General features: G+C 65.5%; 17 protein-coding genes. 1 reads left to right on the forward strand and 16 read right to left on the reverse strand.

Annotated features, from left to right (window positions below; all coding sequences use genetic code 11):
- Nucleotides 1-484: 484 nt before the first annotated feature.
- The 14 genes from HNP49_RS18650 to HNP49_RS10175 form a co-directional block, all read right to left on the reverse strand.
- The gene (locus tag HNP49_RS18650; protein ID WP_260407132.1) at nucleotides 485-610 is read right to left on the reverse strand and encodes a hypothetical protein; all 126 of its coding nucleotides are present in this window, start codon (nucleotides 608-610) and stop codon (nucleotides 485-487) included.
- Nucleotides 607-1,815, reverse strand: coding sequence for an MFS transporter (locus HNP49_RS10115; RefSeq protein ID WP_184682903.1), 1,209 nt, complete (start codon nucleotides 1,813-1,815; stop codon nucleotides 607-609). The genes HNP49_RS18650 and HNP49_RS10115 overlap by 4 nt, the downstream gene beginning before the upstream one ends.
- A 118-nt stretch (nucleotides 1,816-1,933) precedes the next feature.
- Nucleotides 1,934-2,794: a hypothetical protein gene (locus tag HNP49_RS10120; RefSeq protein ID WP_184682905.1), complete on the reverse strand. Its 861-nt coding sequence runs from the start codon at nucleotides 2,792-2,794 to the stop codon at nucleotides 1,934-1,936.
- 61 nt (nucleotides 2,795-2,855) lie between these two features.
- Nucleotides 2,856-3,725 (reverse strand): hypothetical protein, encoded by an 870-nt coding sequence (locus HNP49_RS10125; protein ID WP_184682907.1) that lies wholly within the window; start codon nucleotides 3,723-3,725, stop codon nucleotides 2,856-2,858.
- 58 nt (nucleotides 3,726-3,783) lie between these two features.
- Nucleotides 3,784-4,527, reverse strand: a complete 744-nt coding sequence (locus HNP49_RS10130; RefSeq protein WP_184682909.1) for an adenosylcobinamide-GDP ribazoletransferase — start codon at nucleotides 4,525-4,527, stop codon at nucleotides 3,784-3,786.
- A gap of 1 nt (nucleotide 4,528) precedes the next feature.
- A complete protein-coding gene (gene cobC, locus HNP49_RS10135; protein ID WP_184682911.1) occupies nucleotides 4,529-5,101 on the reverse strand; it encodes an alpha-ribazole phosphatase family protein in 573 nt (190 codons plus the stop codon).
- On the reverse strand, nucleotides 5,098-6,150 hold the full coding sequence (cobT, locus tag HNP49_RS10140; protein WP_184682913.1) for a nicotinate-nucleotide--dimethylbenzimidazole phosphoribosyltransferase: 1,053 nt from the start codon (nucleotides 6,148-6,150) through the stop codon (nucleotides 5,098-5,100). Before cobT ends, cobC begins: the two co-directional genes overlap by 4 nt.
- Nucleotides 6,147-6,668: a bifunctional adenosylcobinamide kinase/adenosylcobinamide-phosphate guanylyltransferase gene (gene cobU / locus HNP49_RS10145; protein ID WP_184682914.1), complete on the reverse strand. Its 522-nt coding sequence runs from the start codon at nucleotides 6,666-6,668 to the stop codon at nucleotides 6,147-6,149. The genes cobT and cobU overlap by 4 nt, the downstream gene beginning before the upstream one ends.
- Nucleotides 6,669-6,670: 2 nt before the next feature.
- Nucleotides 6,671-7,327, reverse strand: a complete 657-nt coding sequence (gene bluB, locus HNP49_RS10150; RefSeq protein ID WP_184682915.1) for a 5,6-dimethylbenzimidazole synthase — start codon at nucleotides 7,325-7,327, stop codon at nucleotides 6,671-6,673.
- A gap of 110 nt (nucleotides 7,328-7,437) precedes the next feature.
- The gene (locus HNP49_RS10155) at nucleotides 7,438-7,938 is read right to left on the reverse strand and encodes a C40 family peptidase (protein ID WP_184682916.1); all 501 of its coding nucleotides are present in this window, start codon (nucleotides 7,936-7,938) and stop codon (nucleotides 7,438-7,440) included.
- Nucleotides 7,939-8,010: 72 nt separating this feature from the next.
- Nucleotides 8,011-8,622 (reverse strand): C40 family peptidase, encoded by a 612-nt coding sequence (locus HNP49_RS10160; protein WP_184682917.1) that lies wholly within the window; start codon nucleotides 8,620-8,622, stop codon nucleotides 8,011-8,013.
- Nucleotides 8,623-8,688: 66 nt separating this feature from the next.
- A complete protein-coding gene (locus HNP49_RS10165; protein ID WP_184682918.1) occupies nucleotides 8,689-9,468 on the reverse strand; it encodes an NAD-dependent deacylase in 780 nt (259 codons plus the stop codon).
- A 5-nt stretch (nucleotides 9,469-9,473) separates the two neighbouring features.
- Nucleotides 9,474-10,145 (reverse strand): DNA-3-methyladenine glycosylase I, encoded by a 672-nt coding sequence (locus HNP49_RS10170; RefSeq protein WP_184682919.1) that lies wholly within the window; start codon nucleotides 10,143-10,145, stop codon nucleotides 9,474-9,476.
- Between the two features lie 2 nt (nucleotides 10,146-10,147).
- A complete protein-coding gene (locus HNP49_RS10175; protein WP_184682920.1) occupies nucleotides 10,148-10,486 on the reverse strand; it encodes a YggL family protein in 339 nt (112 codons plus the stop codon).
- Between the two features lie 195 nt (nucleotides 10,487-10,681).
- On the opposite strand from HNP49_RS10175, the gene dacB reads away from it, so the two are divergent.
- A complete protein-coding gene (dacB, locus tag HNP49_RS10180; protein WP_184682921.1) occupies nucleotides 10,682-12,127 on the forward strand; it encodes a D-alanyl-D-alanine carboxypeptidase/D-alanyl-D-alanine-endopeptidase in 1,446 nt (481 codons plus the stop codon).
- A 159-nt stretch (nucleotides 12,128-12,286) separates the two neighbouring features.
- Here dacB and HNP49_RS10185 read toward each other — a convergent pair whose 3' ends face one another.
- Nucleotides 12,287-15,073: a diguanylate cyclase gene (locus HNP49_RS10185; protein WP_184682929.1), complete on the reverse strand. Its 2,787-nt coding sequence runs from the start codon at nucleotides 15,071-15,073 to the stop codon at nucleotides 12,287-12,289.
- A 62-nt stretch (nucleotides 15,074-15,135) separates the two neighbouring features.
- Complete coding sequence (gene rlmKL / locus HNP49_RS10190; protein WP_184682931.1) at nucleotides 15,136-17,334, reverse strand: bifunctional 23S rRNA (guanine(2069)-N(7))-methyltransferase RlmK/23S rRNA (guanine(2445)-N(2))-methyltransferase RlmL; 2,199 nt, start codon at nucleotides 17,332-17,334, stop codon at nucleotides 15,136-15,138.
- Nucleotides 17,335-17,635: the final 301 nt, after the last annotated feature.

A 17,635-nucleotide genomic window follows, 5' to 3' on the forward strand; every position in this document is an offset into this window, starting at 1 on the left:
ATCCCTGGACCTTTCCCCCTCAAGCGGCCATCCAGGCCGCTTGCCCCTCTCCGCAACGATTCCGTTCGCCCTCCTCAAGGGGCATTCGGTGTCGCCTGCAAGGCCGTGCAAAAGAAGCAAAAATCTAGGAGCCGAAGAGCCAAGGAGTAAATCTTCAGGCAACTCGGAGTCGGGTCCCCGTCAGGAGGCCGAGTGGAGGTGTTGCGCAGGAGGACGAGCGGCCCGGATGGCCGCGAGAGGCATAACGGGACAGGGAAGTCCCGTGTATGCCGGCCCCCGGAGCGGCACCGGAGGGAGGGAACCCCGCCGCAGGCGGGGCCGGATGTCGGGGTGGCCTTCTCTTTGGTTACTTTCTCTTGGCCAGACAAGAGAAAGTAACTCGCCCGGGAGGGGCGAAACCTAGGCTTTCAGCCAGCACAGAAAACAGCCGAACACCGAGCCAAGATCAATCAACGACGTCCCCCAATAGCTCGAAGCGCCCTCGTCAGCAAAGCGGCATCCCCAGCTGCAACAGCGGCAAGCCCCCCATACGCCACCCCCACCATCCCAGCGCCAGCAAGCCGAGCAGCAAGACGCCAACCAGCCAGGCCAGCCAGGAAGAAGCCCTCATGCCGCGCGCGCCTGGCGCAGGCGCGCCACCGGCTGTTCACGCACAGGCCAATTGAGCGCCGCCGCCATCAGACCGAAAAAGATCGACAGCTGCCAGACCAGGTCGTAGCTGCCGGTATGGTCGTACAGATAGCCGCCCAGCCAGCCACCGAGGAAGGAGCCGATCTGGTGGAACAGGAAAACGATGCCACCGAGCATAGACAGATTGCGCACACCGAACAGGGTCGCCACCGTGCCGTTGGTCAAAGGCACCGTGGACAGCCACAACAGGCCCATGGCGATACCGAAGGCATAGGCACTGGCGCTGCTCAGCGGCAAGCTGATGAACAGCACGATCACCACCGTGCGGGCCAGATAGAGCGCGGTCAGCAGGCGTGGCTTGGACAAGCGTCCACCCAGCCAGCCGGCAGCATAGGTACCGAACACGTTGAACAGCCCCACAAGCGCCAGCACCGTGGTGCCCACTCCGGCCGGCAGACCCTGATCGACCAGATAAGACGGCAGGTGCACGCCGATGAACACCACCTGGAAGCCGCAGACGAAAAAGCCTAGTGCCAACAGCCAGAACCCCGAGTGCCCGGCCGCCTCGCGCAGCGCCTCGCCCAGGCTCTGCTCACTGCCACTGGGCGCCGGCTGCGGCCGGTCGCGCACCAGCAACGCCAGCGGCGCGATCAGCGCCACCAGCAGCCCCAGCGCCAGCAGGGCCGCCGACCAGCCAAGCAGGCTGATCAGCCCGAGCGAGCCGGGCAGCATGATGAACTGGCCGAACGAGCCGGCCGCCGCGGCGATGCCCATGCCCAGGCTGCGCTGCTCCGGCGGCAGGGCACGCCCGACCACGCCCAGCAGCACCGAAAAGGAAGTACCGGACAGGCCGATACCGATCAGCACCCCGGCGCTCAGCGACAGCGACCAGGGCGTATCGCTCAGGGCCATCAGCGCCAGGCCGGCGGCATACAGCAGGCCGCCAAGCACAATCACCCGGCGGGCGCCGAAACGGTCGGCAACCGCTCCGGTGATCGGCTGGGCCAGGCCCCAGATCAGGTTCTGCAGGGCGATGGCAAAGGCGAACACCTCGCGGCCCCAGCCGTAGTCGTTGCTCATCGGTGCCAGGAACAGGCCGAAGCCATGCCGGATCCCCAGCGACAACGCGAGGATCAGCGATGCGCCCAGCAGAATCCAGCCGGCGGTTCGCCAGGCAGTGCCCATAGTATTCTCTCCCCGATCGGCGCCGAGTAGCCGCCCTGTTCATATAAGACGCTAGATATAACTCGGCCGCCAGCAACCTGGCAGAGACAGTTGTCAGGCAAGTCGGCACAACAGATCGCTACTCGAAACGACTCGGGCCCTGCGCCCGCTGGCGGTAATGCGCGGCAATCGCCGGGGCGTAATCACGATAGCTGTCGGCCGTCAGATGACGTCGATAGAACTCGAGCAACGGCTGCTGCTCGGCGGCCAGTGCGCGTACGGCGCCATCCAGTCGTTCGGCCATGGCTCGACCCCAGGCGCTGCGCGAGCAATACAGACCACTTTCGGCCATCTCGTCGAAATCGGCCAATGGCAGGGTCGTCAGCGCTTTGCCAAGCTGCGGATTGCGCGCAATGGCCCGAACCGGCGCCATGAATTCAAAGCTGTAGTCGAAGCGGCCGTGGCTGAGCATCAGCAACAGCTGATCGGTCCACACGCCCAGTGCCTGCAGCTGGCCGGCACGATGCGCCTGCTCCAGCGTTGCCGCCAGAGGTTGTGGATAGATACGCGAGGTGGCGAAGGCTCCCCGCAGCTGCGGGTCGGCAAACAGCTGCGGCAGCAGGACCTTGCCATCGCGTCGGGGAAAGCGCTCCTGCTCGCCGGCACGGACAATCAGCTGCATCGGCGTGACCAGCAGGTAAGGCACGAAGTAAGCCAGACGATCACGCTTGGCGTTGCGGATGCTACCACTGGTGCACAGCGGTGCCCCCTCGCTCAATGCTCGCTCCAGGCGCGGCGCATTGACCAGCTGGTATTCCATCTCGATATCCGGCAGATGCCGGGCCAACAGCCACAACGACTCCAGCGCCGCGCCATCCTTGGGCTTGCCGTCGACCACATTGACATGCCCCGGCGTCGGCAAGAGCCCCCAAACCAGACGTTCCGCCGCCGACAAGGACGGGCACAACAGCAACAGGCAGAGGGGCAGCAGCTTCAGCAAAAGAATGGCTCCGGCGAGGACTGACTTAACTCTAGGCGACAATCACCCGGAGCGCGGCCGGCTAATCGAACTGCATCGGCAGTTGGGCGCGATGATGCAGGAAGTGCTGAATCGAAGCCTGATAGGCCTGGTAGCTTTCTGCCGGCAACCAGTGCTGGTACAGCGGCTCCAGCGACTGCGCCTGCAACAGCTCGCGCAGGCTGGCATCGACCTGCCTGGCCATCTGCTCGCCCCACGGACTGCGCGTGCAGTAAGTGCCCACCACCTCCAGTTGCTCCATCTGCTGCAGCGGTAACAACGTCAGCGGCTGCTTCAGCTGACCGGAGCGCATGACCTGACTGACCACCAGAGGAAACTCCAGGGTGAAATCGAAGCGGCCATGACTGAGCATCAGCAGGTGCTTGTCGATGTTGCCGGACAGCGTCAGCGCTTGCAGGCGACCATCGCTCAGGGCCTGCTGCATGCTCGCGCGGATGGCCTGTGGGTAGACCCGCTGGCTGTGCACCGCGCCATGCAGGCCACTGTCGAGCAGCGCCTGCCAGGCAACCTGGCCGTTATCCAGCGGCAAACGCGCGCGATCCTCGGCGCGCACCACCAGTTGCATCGGCGGCACCACCAACAGGGGAACGAACAATGCCAGGCGATCACGCTCGGCACTGCGCAGGTTCACCGCCGAACACAGCGGCCGACCCTGTTCCAGGTTCTGCTGCATACGCGGCACATTACCCAGCTCGTAGCGTACCTGTACCCCACGGCTGCGCAGCCCCGGCTCCAGCGCCCGCAGCAATTCCAGCGCCATACCGTCATCAGGCACACCCTGCTTGAGGTTGATGGCACCGGGAATCGGCAGCAGCAGCCAGGTCAACGACTCCGTGGCCCTGGCGCCACAGGCCAGACCGAAGAGCAGAAACAGCAGCAACAATCGTGGCATCCGGGGTTCTCCATAACACCCAATAACCCTAGGCCAGAATCGGCAAGACCGCCCTGCTTCAGTCGGCGATGTGCAGGGCCAAGGTCAGGAGAACAGCCAGTTCGATCAGCTCGACCAGCGCTCCGGCGGTATCGCCGGTGGTGCCCTGCAGGCGTGCCAGCAAAGCCCGCCGCCAGAAGACAAACACCAGCGTGGCCGCCAGCAGCGCCCACAGCCCGCTCAGTCCGGCTAGGGCCAGCAGAGCCAGGTGCAAGCCGAGCACCCGGGGCAGTTCACGCCGCGGCAGATGCTCGGCCAGTTGCGCCCCCAGGCCGCCCGGCCGCACATAGGCGGTGCTGCGCAGCAGCAGTGGCAGCGCGCTGCGCCCCAGCCACGGTGCCAGCAACAGGGCCAGCGCCTGTCCGGCCTGTAGCAGCACCAGCAGTGCGGCGAACTTGAGCAGCAACAGCAGCACCAGCACCACGACGGCAATGGGCCCGCTGCGCGGGTCCTTCATGATCGCCAGGGTACGCTCGCGGTCACCGTAGCCACCCACCCAGGCATCGGCCGTATCGGCCAGGCCGTCCAGGTGCAGCCCGCCACTCAACCCCACCCACAGGGTCAGCAGCAGGGCCGCCTGCAGCACCGCCGGCTGCTGGCTCAGCAGCGCCTGCGTCGCCAGCAACAGCCCACCCAGCAGCAACCCCACCAGCGGATACCAGAGCAGCGAGCGACCGACCTGTTCAGGCGCCGGCATGCCCGGCAGGCGAACCGGCAGGCGGGTGAGAAACTGCAGGGCAATCAGCAGCGGCGTTGGCAGCATGTCAGGCTTCGGTCAGCCCCAGGCCGGCCTCGACCTGCAGGCGATGCAGTGCGCCGAAACCGACCTCCACCTGCAGCAGCTGGCTTTCCGGCAGGCCACGGGCGCGGGCCAGCAGCAGGCGCATGACGCCACCGTGGGTGATCAGCAGCACGCGCTGGCCATCCAGTTCGCTCTGCAGGCGCTCGACGGCGGCCAGCACGCGGTCAGCGAAGTCGCGCACCGGTTCGGCATTCGGCGGGGTAAAGCGATACGGATCGTTCCAGAACTGACCCAGGGCCTCGCTGTCTTCCAGCAGGATTTCCGCCGAGTTGCGCCCCTCCCAGTCGCCGAAATGCAGTTCGCGCAGGTCCGCCTCGATGCGCAGCGGCACGCCCGTCTGCTCGGCCAGCTCACGGGCAAAGGCCTCGCAGCGGGTCAGCGGCGAACTGATGATCAGGTCCCAGGCCGACGACGTGGCCAGCGCCGCGCGCATCTGCTGCCAGCCACGCTCGGCCAGCGGCGCATCGGTGCTGCCATGGAAGCCACCACCGGCTGTGGTTTCACCGTGGCGCAGGAGTTCGAGTTGCAGAGTCATGGGGTACGGTCCTCAACGGAAGCTTCGGAAAAAGTCGCCATCTGCCCGTGCAGGGCACAGGCCAGGCGCAACAGGGGAAGTGCCAGTGCCGCGCCGCTGCCCTCGCCCAGGCGCAGGCCCAGGTGCAGCAGCGGCTGGCCATCCAGGGCCTGCAGCACGTGACGGTGTCCGGGTTCGGCGCCGCAGTGACTGAACAGCAGCCAGTCGCTCACGCCGGGATTCAGGCGCACGGCCAGCAGGGTCGCCACGCTGCAGATAAAACCATCGACCAGCACACTGATACCAGACTGCGCGCAGGCGATATAGGCACCGCTGAGCGCGGCGATTTCCAGCCCACCGAGGCGCTGCAACCAGTCCAACGGCGTGCGTTCGCCGGCATGCAGGCTCAGGGCCTGCTCAATGATACGGGTCTTGCGTGCCAGGCCTTGGCTGTCCAGGCCGGTGCCACGGCCAATCAGTTCGTCCAGCGGTGCGTCCAGCAAGGCACAAGCCAGGGCACTGGCAGCCGTGGTGTTGCCGATGCCCATCTCGCCGCCGATCAGCAGTTGGCAGCCTTCGGCGGCGGCACGCAGGGCGACTTCGCGGCCGACGGCCAACGCTGCCAGGCACTGCTCCGCCGTCATGGCTGGCTGCACGACGAAATTGCACGTACCGGGCGCCAGCTGGTGCTGGCTGACCCCGGCCATGGCCGGTTGCGGCTCGACAGTGCCGAGGTTGTGCACTTCCAGATGGGCGCCCAGCTCGCGCGCCAGTACGCTGATCGCGGCGCCACCGGCGACGAAGTTGCCAAGCATCTGCGCGGTCACCGCCTGGGGATAGGCCGACACGCCCTCGGCGACCACACCATGGTCACCGGCGAAAATGGCAATCCAGATGCGTTCCAGGCTCGGGCGCTCACAGCCCTGCTGGGCAGCCAGGCGCAGGCTGAGGCCTTCGAGCTGCCCAAGCGAACCGCTCGGCTTGGTCAGTTGGGCCTGGCGCCGCGCGGCCGCGGCCGCGGCATGGGCATCAAGGGCACGACAGGATTGTTGCCACCAGGGGCTGCTCACAGCGCCTCTCCTTTGAGAATCATCGGCAAACCGGCCACGGTAAAAATCACCCGTTCACAGGCAGCGGCCACGGCCTGATGCAGCCAGCCGGCTTCATCGACATAGCGCCGGGTCAGCTCGCCCAGCGGCACCACGCCGAGACCGGTTTCGTTGCTGACCAGGATGATCCGTCCGGGCAACTCGCCCAGCGCCTGCAGCAATGCCTCGCGCTCGTGATGCAAGCGCTGCGGGTCATCCAGCATCAGGAGGTTGGTCAGCCACAGGGTCAGGCAGTCCACCAGCAGGCAGCGATCAGGGGCGGCATTGTCGCGCAGCACCCGCGCCAGTTCGAGCGGTTCTTCACACAGTACCCACTCGTTTGGCCGCCGGGCCTGATGATGGGCAATGCGCGCCGTCATCTCGCCATCCAGCGCCTGGCTGGTGGCGATATAGGTCACCGCCAGGCCGCTGCCCAGTGCCTGTTGTTCGGCCAACCGGCTCTTGCCGGAACGCGCCCCGCCGAGAATCAGTTCACGCATGACTACTCCTCGGCCACCGCGCCCCAGCGATCGCTGTAGAGCAGCTCTGCCAGTGGGCGCACGCTGGCCCAGCCTTCCAGTTCGAGCATCGGCGCGGGGTAGAACTCCGCCACCGGCCCCAGGCACAGGATGGCAACCGCCTTGGCTCCGGCCGGCAGGCCCAGCAGCTCACCGAGTGCCTGCGGGTCAAACAGCGAGACCCAGCCCATGCCGAGATTCTCCGCCCGCGCCGCCAGCCAGAGATTCTGGATGGCGCAGGACAGCGAGGCCAGGTCCATTTCCGGCAGAGTACGACGCCCGAATACATGCGCCTCGCGTCCGTCCATCAGGGCCGCCACGAGCAACTCGGCACAGTCACGGATGCCTTCGACCTTGAGTCGCATGAATTGGTCTGAGCGCTCACCCAGCGCCTCGGCCGTGAGCAAGCGCTCGGCCTCGACCTGTTCGGCGATGGCCACGCGCAACTCGGGGCGGGTGATGCGGATAAAGCGCCAGGGCTGCATCAGGCCGACGCTGGGCGCCTGGTGTGCTGCGTGCAACAGGCGCTGCAGCAACTCGGCTGGGATCTCGCCTGGGCTGAAATGGCGCATGTCGCGGCGCTCGGCAATGACCCGGTAGACCGCAGCACGCTCGCTGCTGGAAAAAGGTTCGGCGCTCATGCTGCAAAGGGTCCGTGCATCGGGGCGGTTCCGCCGGAGGGGCGCAATTATGCCTTGGCGCGCTACATCACGCAGCGTATGAATGCGAGTCGCCCACCACGAACAAAACGTCAGTGAGCGCCAGCCACCAGCACACGGCGGGCATCGAGGTAGGTCTGCTGCCAATAGCGGCTGGACAGGCTGTCCAGCCTTACCGTGCCGCCGGAGCTGGGCGCATGCACGAAGCGACCCTCGCCGACATAGATGCCGGCATGACTGACCTGACTGCCGCCACTGGTGGCGAAGAACACCAGATCGCCGGCCGACAGTGCCTGCCGAGGTACCGGCGGCACGGGCAGACGAATCAGCTCACGGGTCGAGCGCGGCAGCTGCAGGCCCGCCGCATCGCGGTAGACGTAACCGATCAGGCCACTGCAGTCGAAACCGCTCTGTGGGTTGTTGCCACCATAACGATAGGGCGTACCGACCAGTCCCAGGGCACGGAACAGCACATCCTCGGCAGCACCCGACTGAATCGGCGGTGGCAGAGGCTGAGGGTCGGGAGAACGGCCGGCGCAGGCGGCCAGCAGGAGAATCGAAGCGAGGAGCGTGAAGCGAGCCGTCAGGCGCATGGCGGGCAGTCCGTTGAAGCGACCGCCCTACTCTGCCCGCGCCGCCAGAGCGGCGCAAGCCTGAGCAGGCAATCAGCGGTGCTGCGGACCGGCACTGGTGGCCGGCAGCTGGTGTTCGTCGAGCACACGCTTGGCCAGCATGTAGCTGGAGTTCCAGTAACGGTCGGCCAGGCTGTCCACACGCACGCCGCCGCTGCGGCTGCTGGAGGAGTGAATGAACTGATTGTCGCCCAGGTAAATACCGGCGTGACTGACGCGGCCGCGGCCACGGTTGTTGAAGAAGATGATGTCGCCCGGTTCCAGCTCGCTGCGCGCCACCTTCGGCGCGTCCAGAGTAATCATTTCACGGGTCGAGCGCGGCAGCTGGATACCCAGCTCCTGCTTGTAGAGGAAGCCGACAAAGCCACTGCAGTCAAAACCGCTTTGCACCGAGGTGCCGCCCGGACGGTAGCGGGTGCCCACCAGGGACAGGCCGTGGGCCAGCATGCTGTCAGCCAGCGACGGCAGCTCGTAGGACTCGTCGTCCGTCAGCTCGGCCATCTGCTCGGTGCTCGGTTCATCCACCGAAGTCTGGACAACCGGCGGCGGAGTCTGGGTCAGCGACTGCTGCGGGGCGTAGCCGGCGCAGGCAGTCAGTACAAATGTCAGTGCGAGAGGCACGATGGGTGCGAAGCGAATATGCATGGGCACAACCGTGTCGAATTCTTATAAAGGAGGCGACTATGCCGGCTATGAAATCGATTTGCAAATTTAATCAGACAAACTGTGACTCAGTAGTTCCGGCAGAACGTCTCCGGCGCCGCAACGCAAACTGAGGTCAACCGAGGCAGTCAGTTCGGTAGCCTGCGGGTTGATTTCCACGGTGAAACCGCCGTTCTGACGGGTGCGCAGCAAGGGTTCGCGGATATACGGGAAGCTGGCCGTGGTGCCGATGGCCATGACCAGATCGAAGCCCTCGCGCAGCTCATGGTAGAGCCTGTCGATGGCCTGCTCCGGAAGCATTTCACCGAACAGCACCACAGGCGGACGCAGGATACCGGCGCAGCGCGCACAGCGGGGAGGCAGCGGCTGCCGCAAATGTTCCGCCAACTCGGCACTCTCCTGACCGCAGGACTGGCAGTACAGCGGCGCCAGCTGGCCATGGATTTCAATCAGGCGTTCGGGCGGACTGCCCGCGGCCAGGTGGTAGCCATCGATATTCTGCGTCAGCAGCCAGCAACCGGGTTTGCGCCGCTGCAACTCGGCCAGCGCCCGGTGCCCAGCATTGGGCGCTGCACCCAGACAGGCACGCCCCAGCTCGGCCAGGTACTTCCAGCACAGCTCGGGACGCTCGCGCAGCATGTCGCCGGACAGCGCCACCTCGATCGGTAGCCCCTCAGCTGTGCGGCCGTTGTACAGGCCGCCGAGGCCGCGATAGGTCGGCAGACCCGATTCGGCGGAAAGACCAGCCCCGGTGATGATCAGGATGCGCCGGGCACTGGCCAGGCGGGCCGACAGCTCGGCAATCTGCACCGCCAGTGAGGCCGACATGGCGGTCAGTGGTTGACGGTATGCGCCAGCATCACCGACAGCTGGCACAGCGGCCGGCCGCTTTCGGCCTGCCATTGATTGAAGGCAGCCTGCACCGCGGCCAGTTCTTTCTGGCTGGTGGGCGCCTTGTCGACAATGCCCTGGGCCTTGAGTGCGGCAACCAGGTCATCGGTAGGAATAAAGGTGTCCTTGCCGATCATGCGCAGCAGGCGCGGTGCCGACAGACCACCGAGCTGGCTGCCGTGCTTGGCAAGGTACTTCCACAGCCCGACGATGTCACTGCTCGGCCAGTCGGCTATCAGTTGACCGAAGCTGCCCCGCTCACGGGCCACATCGAGAACGAACTGGGCATTGCGCGGCACGCTTTTCAGCTTGCCCAGATGGCGAATCAGGCGACTGTCCTGCATCAGCCGCTCCAGGTGTTCGGCACCCATCAGAACCACCTTGTGCGGATCGAAGGCGAAGAACGCCTCCTCAAATGCCGGCCACTTGGCATCCACCAGGCTGTGCTTGAGCCCGGCGCGGAACACGCGCAGGGCAATCAGCGACAGGTAGCGATCATCGCCCAGCGCGCGCAGGGCCTCGGCACTGCGCGGCTGCGGCAGGCGCGCCTCCAGCTCTGCCGGGCCGCCGAAGCGGTTCAGGCAGTAGCTGGAAAGCCAGGCGTAATCGCGCACACTCAGGCCTGAGCGTTGACCGGCAGACCCGGGTACCAGGCGTCGACCAGTTCGCCGATGTTGTAGCTTTGCAGCTCCTTGCGACCCTTGAGCCAGGCGTCCAGGGCCTGACGCTGCTCGGCGCTGACCGAACCGCGCTTGGCCAGACAGACGAAACCGAACTCGTCGCAACCGGAGTAGACCAGACCGGTGTCTTCCACCTGATCGAGGAAGGCATTGAAGAACGCCTCGTAGTCACCATCGGACAGGCTGTCGGCGAAGGTGAAGGCCAGTTCGAAACCGAGCTCCTGGAACTCCTCGACACAGAGTTTTTTGCGCAGACGGCGGGAACGGGTGGCCATGGGTGAATCCTCAACAATGAAATGAGGCGCCACTTTAGCAGCCCGCAGGAGCGGCGCCTATGCGCAATCGCGGCAGCCACGGGCACGCACGGGACAACTCGGGCATAATGCGCGCCGTTCTGCAGGCACTCGCCCCGCGACTGCCAGGTCATCTTTACCTCTTCATCTCGCCCACTGTCATCGGGTTGTTTGCGTATGTTCAAATCTCTTCGTCACCTGGCCCTGGCCACCCTGCTCTTGCCGCTGGCCGGCCATGCCGCACCCGCTATCAGCAATGCCCTGCCGCCCAGCGTGGCCAAGGCCCTGGCTGCCAACAAGATCAGCACCAATTCCCTGGCGCTGGTGATGGTGCCGCTGACCGGCCCCGGTACCACCACACTGGTCAACCCGGATGTGTCGATGAACCCGGCATCGACCATGAAACTGGTCACCACCTACGCTGCCCTGGACATCCTCGGCCCTACCCACCAGTGGCAAACCGAGTTCTACACCGACGGCCAGCTGCGCGACGGCGTGCTGCACGGCAACCTCTACCTCAAGGGTGGCGGCGACCCGAAACTGAACATGGAAAAACTCTGGCTGCTGATGCGCGACCTGCGTGCCAATGGCGTGCGCCAGATCACCGGCGACTTGGTACTCGACCGCTCGCGCTTCAATCAGCCGCAACTGCCGACCTTCAACGATGACGGCGGCGATGCCAACAAGCCGTTCCTGGTCGGTCCGGACGCTCTGCTGGTCAACCTCAAGGCCGTGCGCTTCATCACTCGCGCCGAGGGCGGCAAGGTCAATGTCGCGGTGGAGCCGCCGATTGCCACCATCGTGCTCGACAACAAGGTCCAGCTACAGCGTGCGGCCAAGTGCCCGAGCTGGCCGGACGTGCGCTTCAGCCCGGTGGCGCAGGCCAACGGCAGCGTCAAGGTCACCGTCAGCGGCAAGATTCCCGATGGCTGCAGCGCGCAGACCTACCTCTCGCTGCTCGATCACCCGGCCTATGCCGCCGGCGCGGTACGGGCGATCTGGAAGGAACTGGGCGGTTCGATCAATGGCAATGACCGCGAAGGCGCACTGCCCAAGAGTGCGCGCCTGCTGGTGCGCGCCTTCTCCCCGGATACCGTGGAGATCATTCGCGACATCAACAAGTACAGCAACAACACCATGGCCCGCCAGCTGTTCCTCAGCATTGGCGCGCAGTACCGCGACAAGGCCGACAAGGACGACGCCTGGGCCGCTCAGCGGGTCATCCGCAACTGGCTGGCACGCAAGGGCATCCAGGCCAGCCATCTGGTGATGGAAAACGGCTCCGGCCTGTCGCGTGCCGAACGCATCAGCGCCCGCGAGATGGCCATGATGCTGCAGGCGGCCTATCGCGGCCCCTATGCCGCCGAGTTCATCAGCTCGATGCCGCTGGTGGGCATGGACGGCACCATGCGCAAGCGCCTCAAGCGCACCGCGCTGCAGGGCCAGGCTCACATCAAGACAGGTACGCTGAACACCGTGCGCGCCATCGCCGGCTATGCCCGCGATCGCAATGGCGATACCTGGGCGGTGGTGGCCATTCTCAATGACAAGCGCCCGTGGGGCGCCTCGGCCATTCTCGACCAGGCCTTGGTGGCGCTGTACAACCAGCCAGCACGCCGCTAACAGGCCGTTGACAAGCTACCTGCGTTGCCACCGCAGTGTTAAAAGCAGGCTCAAAATGCTCATTTACCACTCGTAAACTGCGCTTTTTCGCCTGCTTTTGCCTTGCGTTGGCGGCCTCGCCTACGCTTTTCAACGGCCTGCTAGTGCAGCGCCTCCGGGTCAGTCGGCGCCGAGCTGAATGACCCGATCACGCCCCGCCTGCTTGGCCGCATATACGCCCTCATCGGCGCGGCGCAGCAGGCTGTCGGCATCATCTCCCGCCTGCCAGCTGGCCACCCCGAAACTGGCCGTCACCCGCCCGACCGTGACGAACGGCTGTTCACGCACCACCTGCCATAGACTCTCGGCCAGCTCACGCGCCTGATGCGCCTGGCTGCCGGGACAGAGTACGACGAACTCCTCGCCGCCGATCCGGCACAACACATCACTTCGGCGCAGACGCTGACCCAGGCGCCGGCACAGCTCCTTGAGCACCTCGTCGCCGACTTCGTGGCCGTAGGTATCGTTGACCTGCTTGAAATAGTCGATATCCAGCATGATCAGCGCCAGCGGCTCGCCGATGCGCTGTGCCAGCTGCAGCTGCTCGGCCAGGCGCTGCTGGAAATAGCGGCGGTTGAACACCCCGGTCAAGGCATCGGTCACAGACAGCTGGCGCAACTCCTCCTCGATGGCCTTGCCGGCACTGATATCGCTGATATAGCCATGCCACAACACCGAGCCGTCGGGCTGGCGCTCCGGCGAGGCCTCGCCCCGCAGCCAGCGCAGGCCGCGACCCGGCAGCTGCACACGAAACTCCTCACACCATGGCGTCAACTGCTGCGCCGAGCGCAGGATACTCAGGCGCACTCGATCCTGTTCCTCGGGCAGTATCCGAGTAAAAGCCTCGCTGGCATCGTCGCGCACGTCCTCTGGCGCCACGTCGTAGATCTGCCGCACGCCTTCGCTGCACCAGGGGAAACAGCTGCTGCCATCGGACCGTAACAGGTACTGGTAAATCACGCCCGGAACCTGGGCCGACAGTTTGTTGAGCAAGGCCTGCTGGCCCAGCAACGCCTCGCGGGCCTGGCGCTCGGCACTGACATCGATAGCCACACCCAGATAGCCTTGCGGCACGCCGTCGGGATCACGCATGGCCGTGACCAGCAGATTGACGGTGATCAGGCGGCCGTCCTTGCGGCGATAGCTCCACTCCCGGGCATCACTGTCCTGCAGGCCGAGAGCACCCGCCACCAGCGCCTGGAAACCATGCACGCGGCGTCCCTGGGCAGCACTGAGCAATTGTTCACGTGCGGCCACCTCTTCAGCGTCGTGAAACAGCAGTGGCGTATGCTGACCCACCACCTCGTCGGCGGCATAGCCGAGCATGCGCTGGGCCCCCACGTTGAAGGTGGTGATGACGCCGCTCAGATCCGTAGCGATCACCGCTACCTGGGTCGCCGAATCGAGAATCGCATGCAGCTGACCAAGGGTTCGCGCCAGCTGCAGTTCACTGCGCTTGCGCACGCTGATATCGGTCATGGTGCCGATGATGCGCAGGGCGCAGCCCTGCTCATCCTGCTCGACCACCCGGCCACGGTCGAGCACCCACAGCCACTCGCCCGACCCGGCCAGCAGACGGTGCTCATGCCGGTAGAAGGCGCTGCCGCCCTGCAGGTGGGCATTCAGCTCGCGCTGCATGTCATCCCGATCCAGCGGGTGCACCCGCGCCAGCCAGTCCTGCTGCGTGTGTGGCACCTCGCTGCCGGCCAGACCGAGAATATTGGCCCAGGCCGCCGAGCAGAACAGCTGGTCGCTGGCCAGCGTCCAGTCCCAGATGCCATCGCCACTGCCATCCAGGGCATGCCCCAGACGCGCCGACGCCTGACGCAGTTCAGCCTCGCTCCAGCGCAGCTCCTGGGTGCGCTCGGCAACCAGACGCAGGGCACGCTGACGCTGCCCCAGCAGCAGGCTGAGCAACATCACCAGCAGAACACTGAACAGCGCCCCCGCCAGCGCCACCCAGAGGAACGCCAGGGAGCGGTTAGCGGCGGTAAAGGCGGCGGTCGGGCGAATCAGCAGGCGGTAGTCGCTCAGCCCGAGGCGCAGCCGGGTCTGCCACTGCAGTTGGCCATCGGCCGCCTGGCGCGAGCGATACAGCAACTCCCCGGGCTGCACAGCCGTCAGCTCCAGGCTGAGCAGCTTGGCCCCCCGTTCACTGTGACTCTCCAGCACCTGAGACAGACTGATCACCGCCGAGACCACACCGAGTGCTTCGCCCGGCCGCAGCGCCGCCGGCGGCAGGCGTGCCTCACGAAATACCGGCATGAACAGAATCACCGCCGCCGTATCCTGCTGACTGGCACCTACCGGACGCAGCAAACCAGACGCCACCGCCTGGGCCTGGTTGACCGACGCCAGCAAGGCCGCACGCCGGGTCGGCTGCGACAGCAGGTCGAGACCGATGGGCAGGCTCGGCAGCCGCGCCGACTGGCTGTAGAGCAAGGGATAGTAGAGTTCGCGCGAGGCGGCCGGCTGCAGCCGGCCATCGCCCTGCAGATCAAGAATGCGAAAGCCCGCCCAGTCGCTGGCGGCCACCTCACGCTCCAGAACCTCGCGCTGGCTGCCGCTGACCCGGGGAATCCACGAGTAGGCCAGTGCATCCTGCACAAAGGGCTGAACGAAGGTCGCAAACTGCTGGCGGCTGACCTGCGGCTTGAGCTGCATGAAGCTGGCAAGGTTTTCCAGATTGCGCCGTTGCCGCAGCAACTGCTCCTCGATCAGCGTGCGCCGCTCCTGCGCCAGGTGCTCGAAGCGTTCCTGCAGCTGGCGCGCCTGCCACCACCAGACGACACTGGCCAGCAGCAGGGTCAGCAGCAAGCCACCCAACGCGACCGCCAGCAGCAACACGCGCAGGGAAGCCTCGGACGGCACCGACTCACGGCTGAAAAAGCGACCAATCAAGGGCATGCCAACTCCTGCAGCAAGCGACCACCAGCGGCCCCGGATTTCAGTCTACCCCTCGCCTGCCGCTAAACCTTGGCCTGGATCATCCACGCACGATGTATTTTCGGATTGCGCACGAAGTCAGGGTCCAGCGTCTGCTCGCTGATTTCCTCGACCCGGTAGCGCGCCTGCACGCCCTCATCGAGGACGAACTTGCGGAAGTTGTTGGAGAAATACAGCACCCCGCCCGGCGCCAGACGCGCCATGGCCAGGTCGATCAGCTCGACCTGATCGCGCTGCACATCGAACACCCCTTCCATGCGTTTGGAGTTGGAGAAGGTCGGCGGGTCGATGAAGATCAGGTCGTACTCGCCGCGATCCTCGGCCAGCCACTGCATGACATTGCCCTGCTCCAGGCGCTGCTTGTCGGAGAAGCCGTTGAGCGCCAGGTTGCGCCGTGCCCAGTCGAGGTAGGTTTTCGACAGGTCGACGCTGGTGGTGCTGCGCGCGCCGCCGCGGGCGGCATGCACGGTGGCGGTGGCGGTGTAGCAGAACAGGTTGAGGAAGCGCTTGCCCGCCGCCTCGCGCTGGATGCGCAGACGCAGCGGACGATGGTCGAGGAACAGGCCGGTATCCAGGTAGTCGGTGAGATTGACCAGCAGCTTGACGCCGCCCTCGCTGACCTCCATGAAACGCCCCTGCTGATCCTGGCGCTCGTACTGGCGGGTGCCACTCTGGCGCTCGCGGCGCTTGATCACCACCTTGTCGGAGCTGATGCCGAGCGCCACCGGAATCGCGGCCAGGGCATCGAGCAGGCGGGTCTGGGCCTTCTGCGGATCGATCGAACGCGGCGCGGCGTATTCCTGCACATGCACCCAGTCGCGGTACAGATCGACCGCCACGGCGTACTCGGGCATATCCGCATCGTACAGGCGGTAGCACTCGACGCCGGCTTTCTTCGCCCACTTGCCGAGCTGCTTGAGGTTCTTCTGCAAGCGATTGGCAAACATCTGCCCGCCCTCGGAGAGCCGTGCCGGCTCGCTAGCCTGACTCGGCGCTGGGGCCTCGCCGGCCGCTTCGGCGGCACGCCGCTCACCACGCTCGCCGGTGACGAACTGATCGGCCGTGACTCTGAACAACAGCAGCTTGCACGGCAGCGCGCCGTTCCAGAAGGCGTACTGCTTGTGGCTGCGGATACCCATGCGTTTGCCCAGCTCGGGCGCCCCGGTGAACACCGCGGCATCCCAGCCGGCGCACTGCTGACGCAGACGCTCACCCAAGTGCTGATAGAGGTACAGCAGGCTGGCTTCATCACCCAGGCGCTCGCCATAGGGCGGGTTGCACACCACCAGACCCGTCTGCCCCTGATCCGGGCGCGGCGCGAAGGTGGCCAGTTCTCCCTGATAGATTTTCACCCAGTCGGCGAGACCAGCGCGCTCGATGTTGTTGCGCGCGGGTTGGATCAGACGCGGATCGGCCTCATAGCCACGAATCCACAGTGGCGTTTTCGCCAGACCAGCCGCGGCGCGCTCGCGCGCTTCGTCGTGGAGTTTCTTCCACAGTGCCGGCACATGGCCCAGCCAGTGGGAAAAGCCCCACTGCTCGCGCTTGAGGTTGGGCGCCAGATCGGCCGCCATCATCCCGGCCTCGACCAGGAAGGTGCCGACGCCGCACATTGGGTCGCTCAGCGCCTCGCCACGGGCGGCACGCTCCGGCCAACCGGCGCGAATCAGAATGGCGGCGGCGAGGTTTTCCTTGAGCGGTGCCGCGCCCTGCTGCAGACGGTAGCCACGCTGGTGCAGGCTGTGCCCGGAGAGGTCCAGCGACAGCACCAGCTCGCCACGCTCCAGATGAGCATGCACGCGTACCTGCGGATTGAGTTTGTCGATATCCGGACGCTGGCCGAAGCGTGCCCGCAGCTGATCGACGATGGCGTCCTTGACCTTCAGCGCACCAAAGTGGCTGTTGTCGATACCGGCACCACGGCCGCTGAACTCCACGGCCAGGCTGCCGTTGGCCGCCAGGTGCTCACTCCAGTCCAGCGCATGCACAGCGTCATACAGGCTCTGGGCGTCGCTCACCGGGGTGCGCGCCAGCACCAGCAGCACGCGGTTGGCCAGGCGCGACCACAGACACAAGCGATAGGCCACTTCCAGGCTGCCACGCCCACGCAGGGCCGCCGGCTGCTCGCGCACCTCCTCCAGGCCCAGGCCGCTGGCCTCTTGCGCCAACAGGGCTTCCAGGCCCTTGGGACAGGTCAGGATCAGCTCAACACTCTCGGACATGACTACGCCTTTTCAGTGGACAGGCCGGGCTACTACCCGCTGTCGCCAGGACGAAAGGAAAACACCCTTCGTCGGAACTTTGATCATCAGCGGCTGCTCAGGCAGCCACCGTTCGGAAACTCATCTGTCGCCACTTCGTCCAGTCCTGCTGCGGGTTCGGGGACCTGCGTAGCGGAAAGAGGCAAAAATGCTTATGGCTATATTCCATAAGCATTAACCCTTTATGACAAATCAGTCATTCACAGGGTAGGACTCATTGTTTAGAACTCAGCTTAACCCGTCAGCGCAATGTTGCCGGGAG

Source organism: Pseudomonas fluvialis (assembly GCF_014207935.1).
GTDB lineage: Bacteria > Pseudomonadota > Gammaproteobacteria > Pseudomonadales > Pseudomonadaceae > Aquipseudomonas > Aquipseudomonas fluvialis_A.

Excerpts from the sequence above, each read along its gene's own strand:
- HNP49_RS18650 (WP_260407132.1), bottom strand. The coding sequence starts at position 610 with ATGAGGGCTTCTTCCTGGCTGGCCTGGCTGGTTGGCGTCTTGCTGCTC.
- HNP49_RS10115 (WP_184682903.1), bottom strand. The coding sequence starts at position 1,815 with ATGGGCACTGCCTGGCGAACCGCCGGCTGGATTCTGCTGGGCGCATCG.
- HNP49_RS10125 (WP_184682907.1), bottom strand. The coding sequence starts at position 3,725 with ATGCCACGATTGTTGCTGCTGTTTCTGCTCTTCGGTCTGGCCTGTGGC.
- HNP49_RS10130 (WP_184682909.1), bottom strand. The coding sequence starts at position 4,527 with ATGCTGCCAACGCCGCTGCTGATTGCCCTGCAGTTTCTCACCCGCCTG.
- cobC (WP_184682911.1), bottom strand. The coding sequence starts at position 5,101 with ATGACTCTGCAACTCGAACTCCTGCGCCACGGTGAAACCACAGCCGGT.
- cobU (WP_184682914.1), bottom strand. The coding sequence starts at position 6,668 with ATGCGTGAACTGATTCTCGGCGGGGCGCGTTCCGGCAAGAGCCGGTTG.
- bluB (WP_184682915.1), bottom strand. The coding sequence starts at position 7,327 with ATGAGCGCCGAACCTTTTTCCAGCAGCGAGCGTGCTGCGGTCTACCGG.
- HNP49_RS10155 (WP_184682916.1), bottom strand. The coding sequence starts at position 7,938 with ATGCGCCTGACGGCTCGCTTCACGCTCCTCGCTTCGATTCTCCTGCTG.
- HNP49_RS10160 (WP_184682917.1), bottom strand. The coding sequence starts at position 8,622 with ATGCATATTCGCTTCGCACCCATCGTGCCTCTCGCACTGACATTTGTA.
- HNP49_RS10165 (WP_184682918.1), bottom strand. The coding sequence starts at position 9,468 with ATGTCGGCCTCACTGGCGGTGCAGATTGCCGAGCTGTCGGCCCGCCTG.
- HNP49_RS10175 (WP_184682920.1), bottom strand. The coding sequence starts at position 10,486 with ATGGCCACCCGTTCCCGCCGTCTGCGCAAAAAACTCTGTGTCGAGGAG.
- dacB (WP_184682921.1), top strand. The coding sequence starts at position 10,682 with ATGTTCAAATCTCTTCGTCACCTGGCCCTGGCCACCCTGCTCTTGCCG.
- HNP49_RS10185 (WP_184682929.1), bottom strand. The coding sequence starts at position 15,073 with ATGCCCTTGATTGGTCGCTTTTTCAGCCGTGAGTCGGTGCCGTCCGAG.
- rlmKL (WP_184682931.1), bottom strand. The coding sequence starts at position 17,334 with ATGTCCGAGAGTGTTGAGCTGATCCTGACCTGTCCCAAGGGCCTGGAA.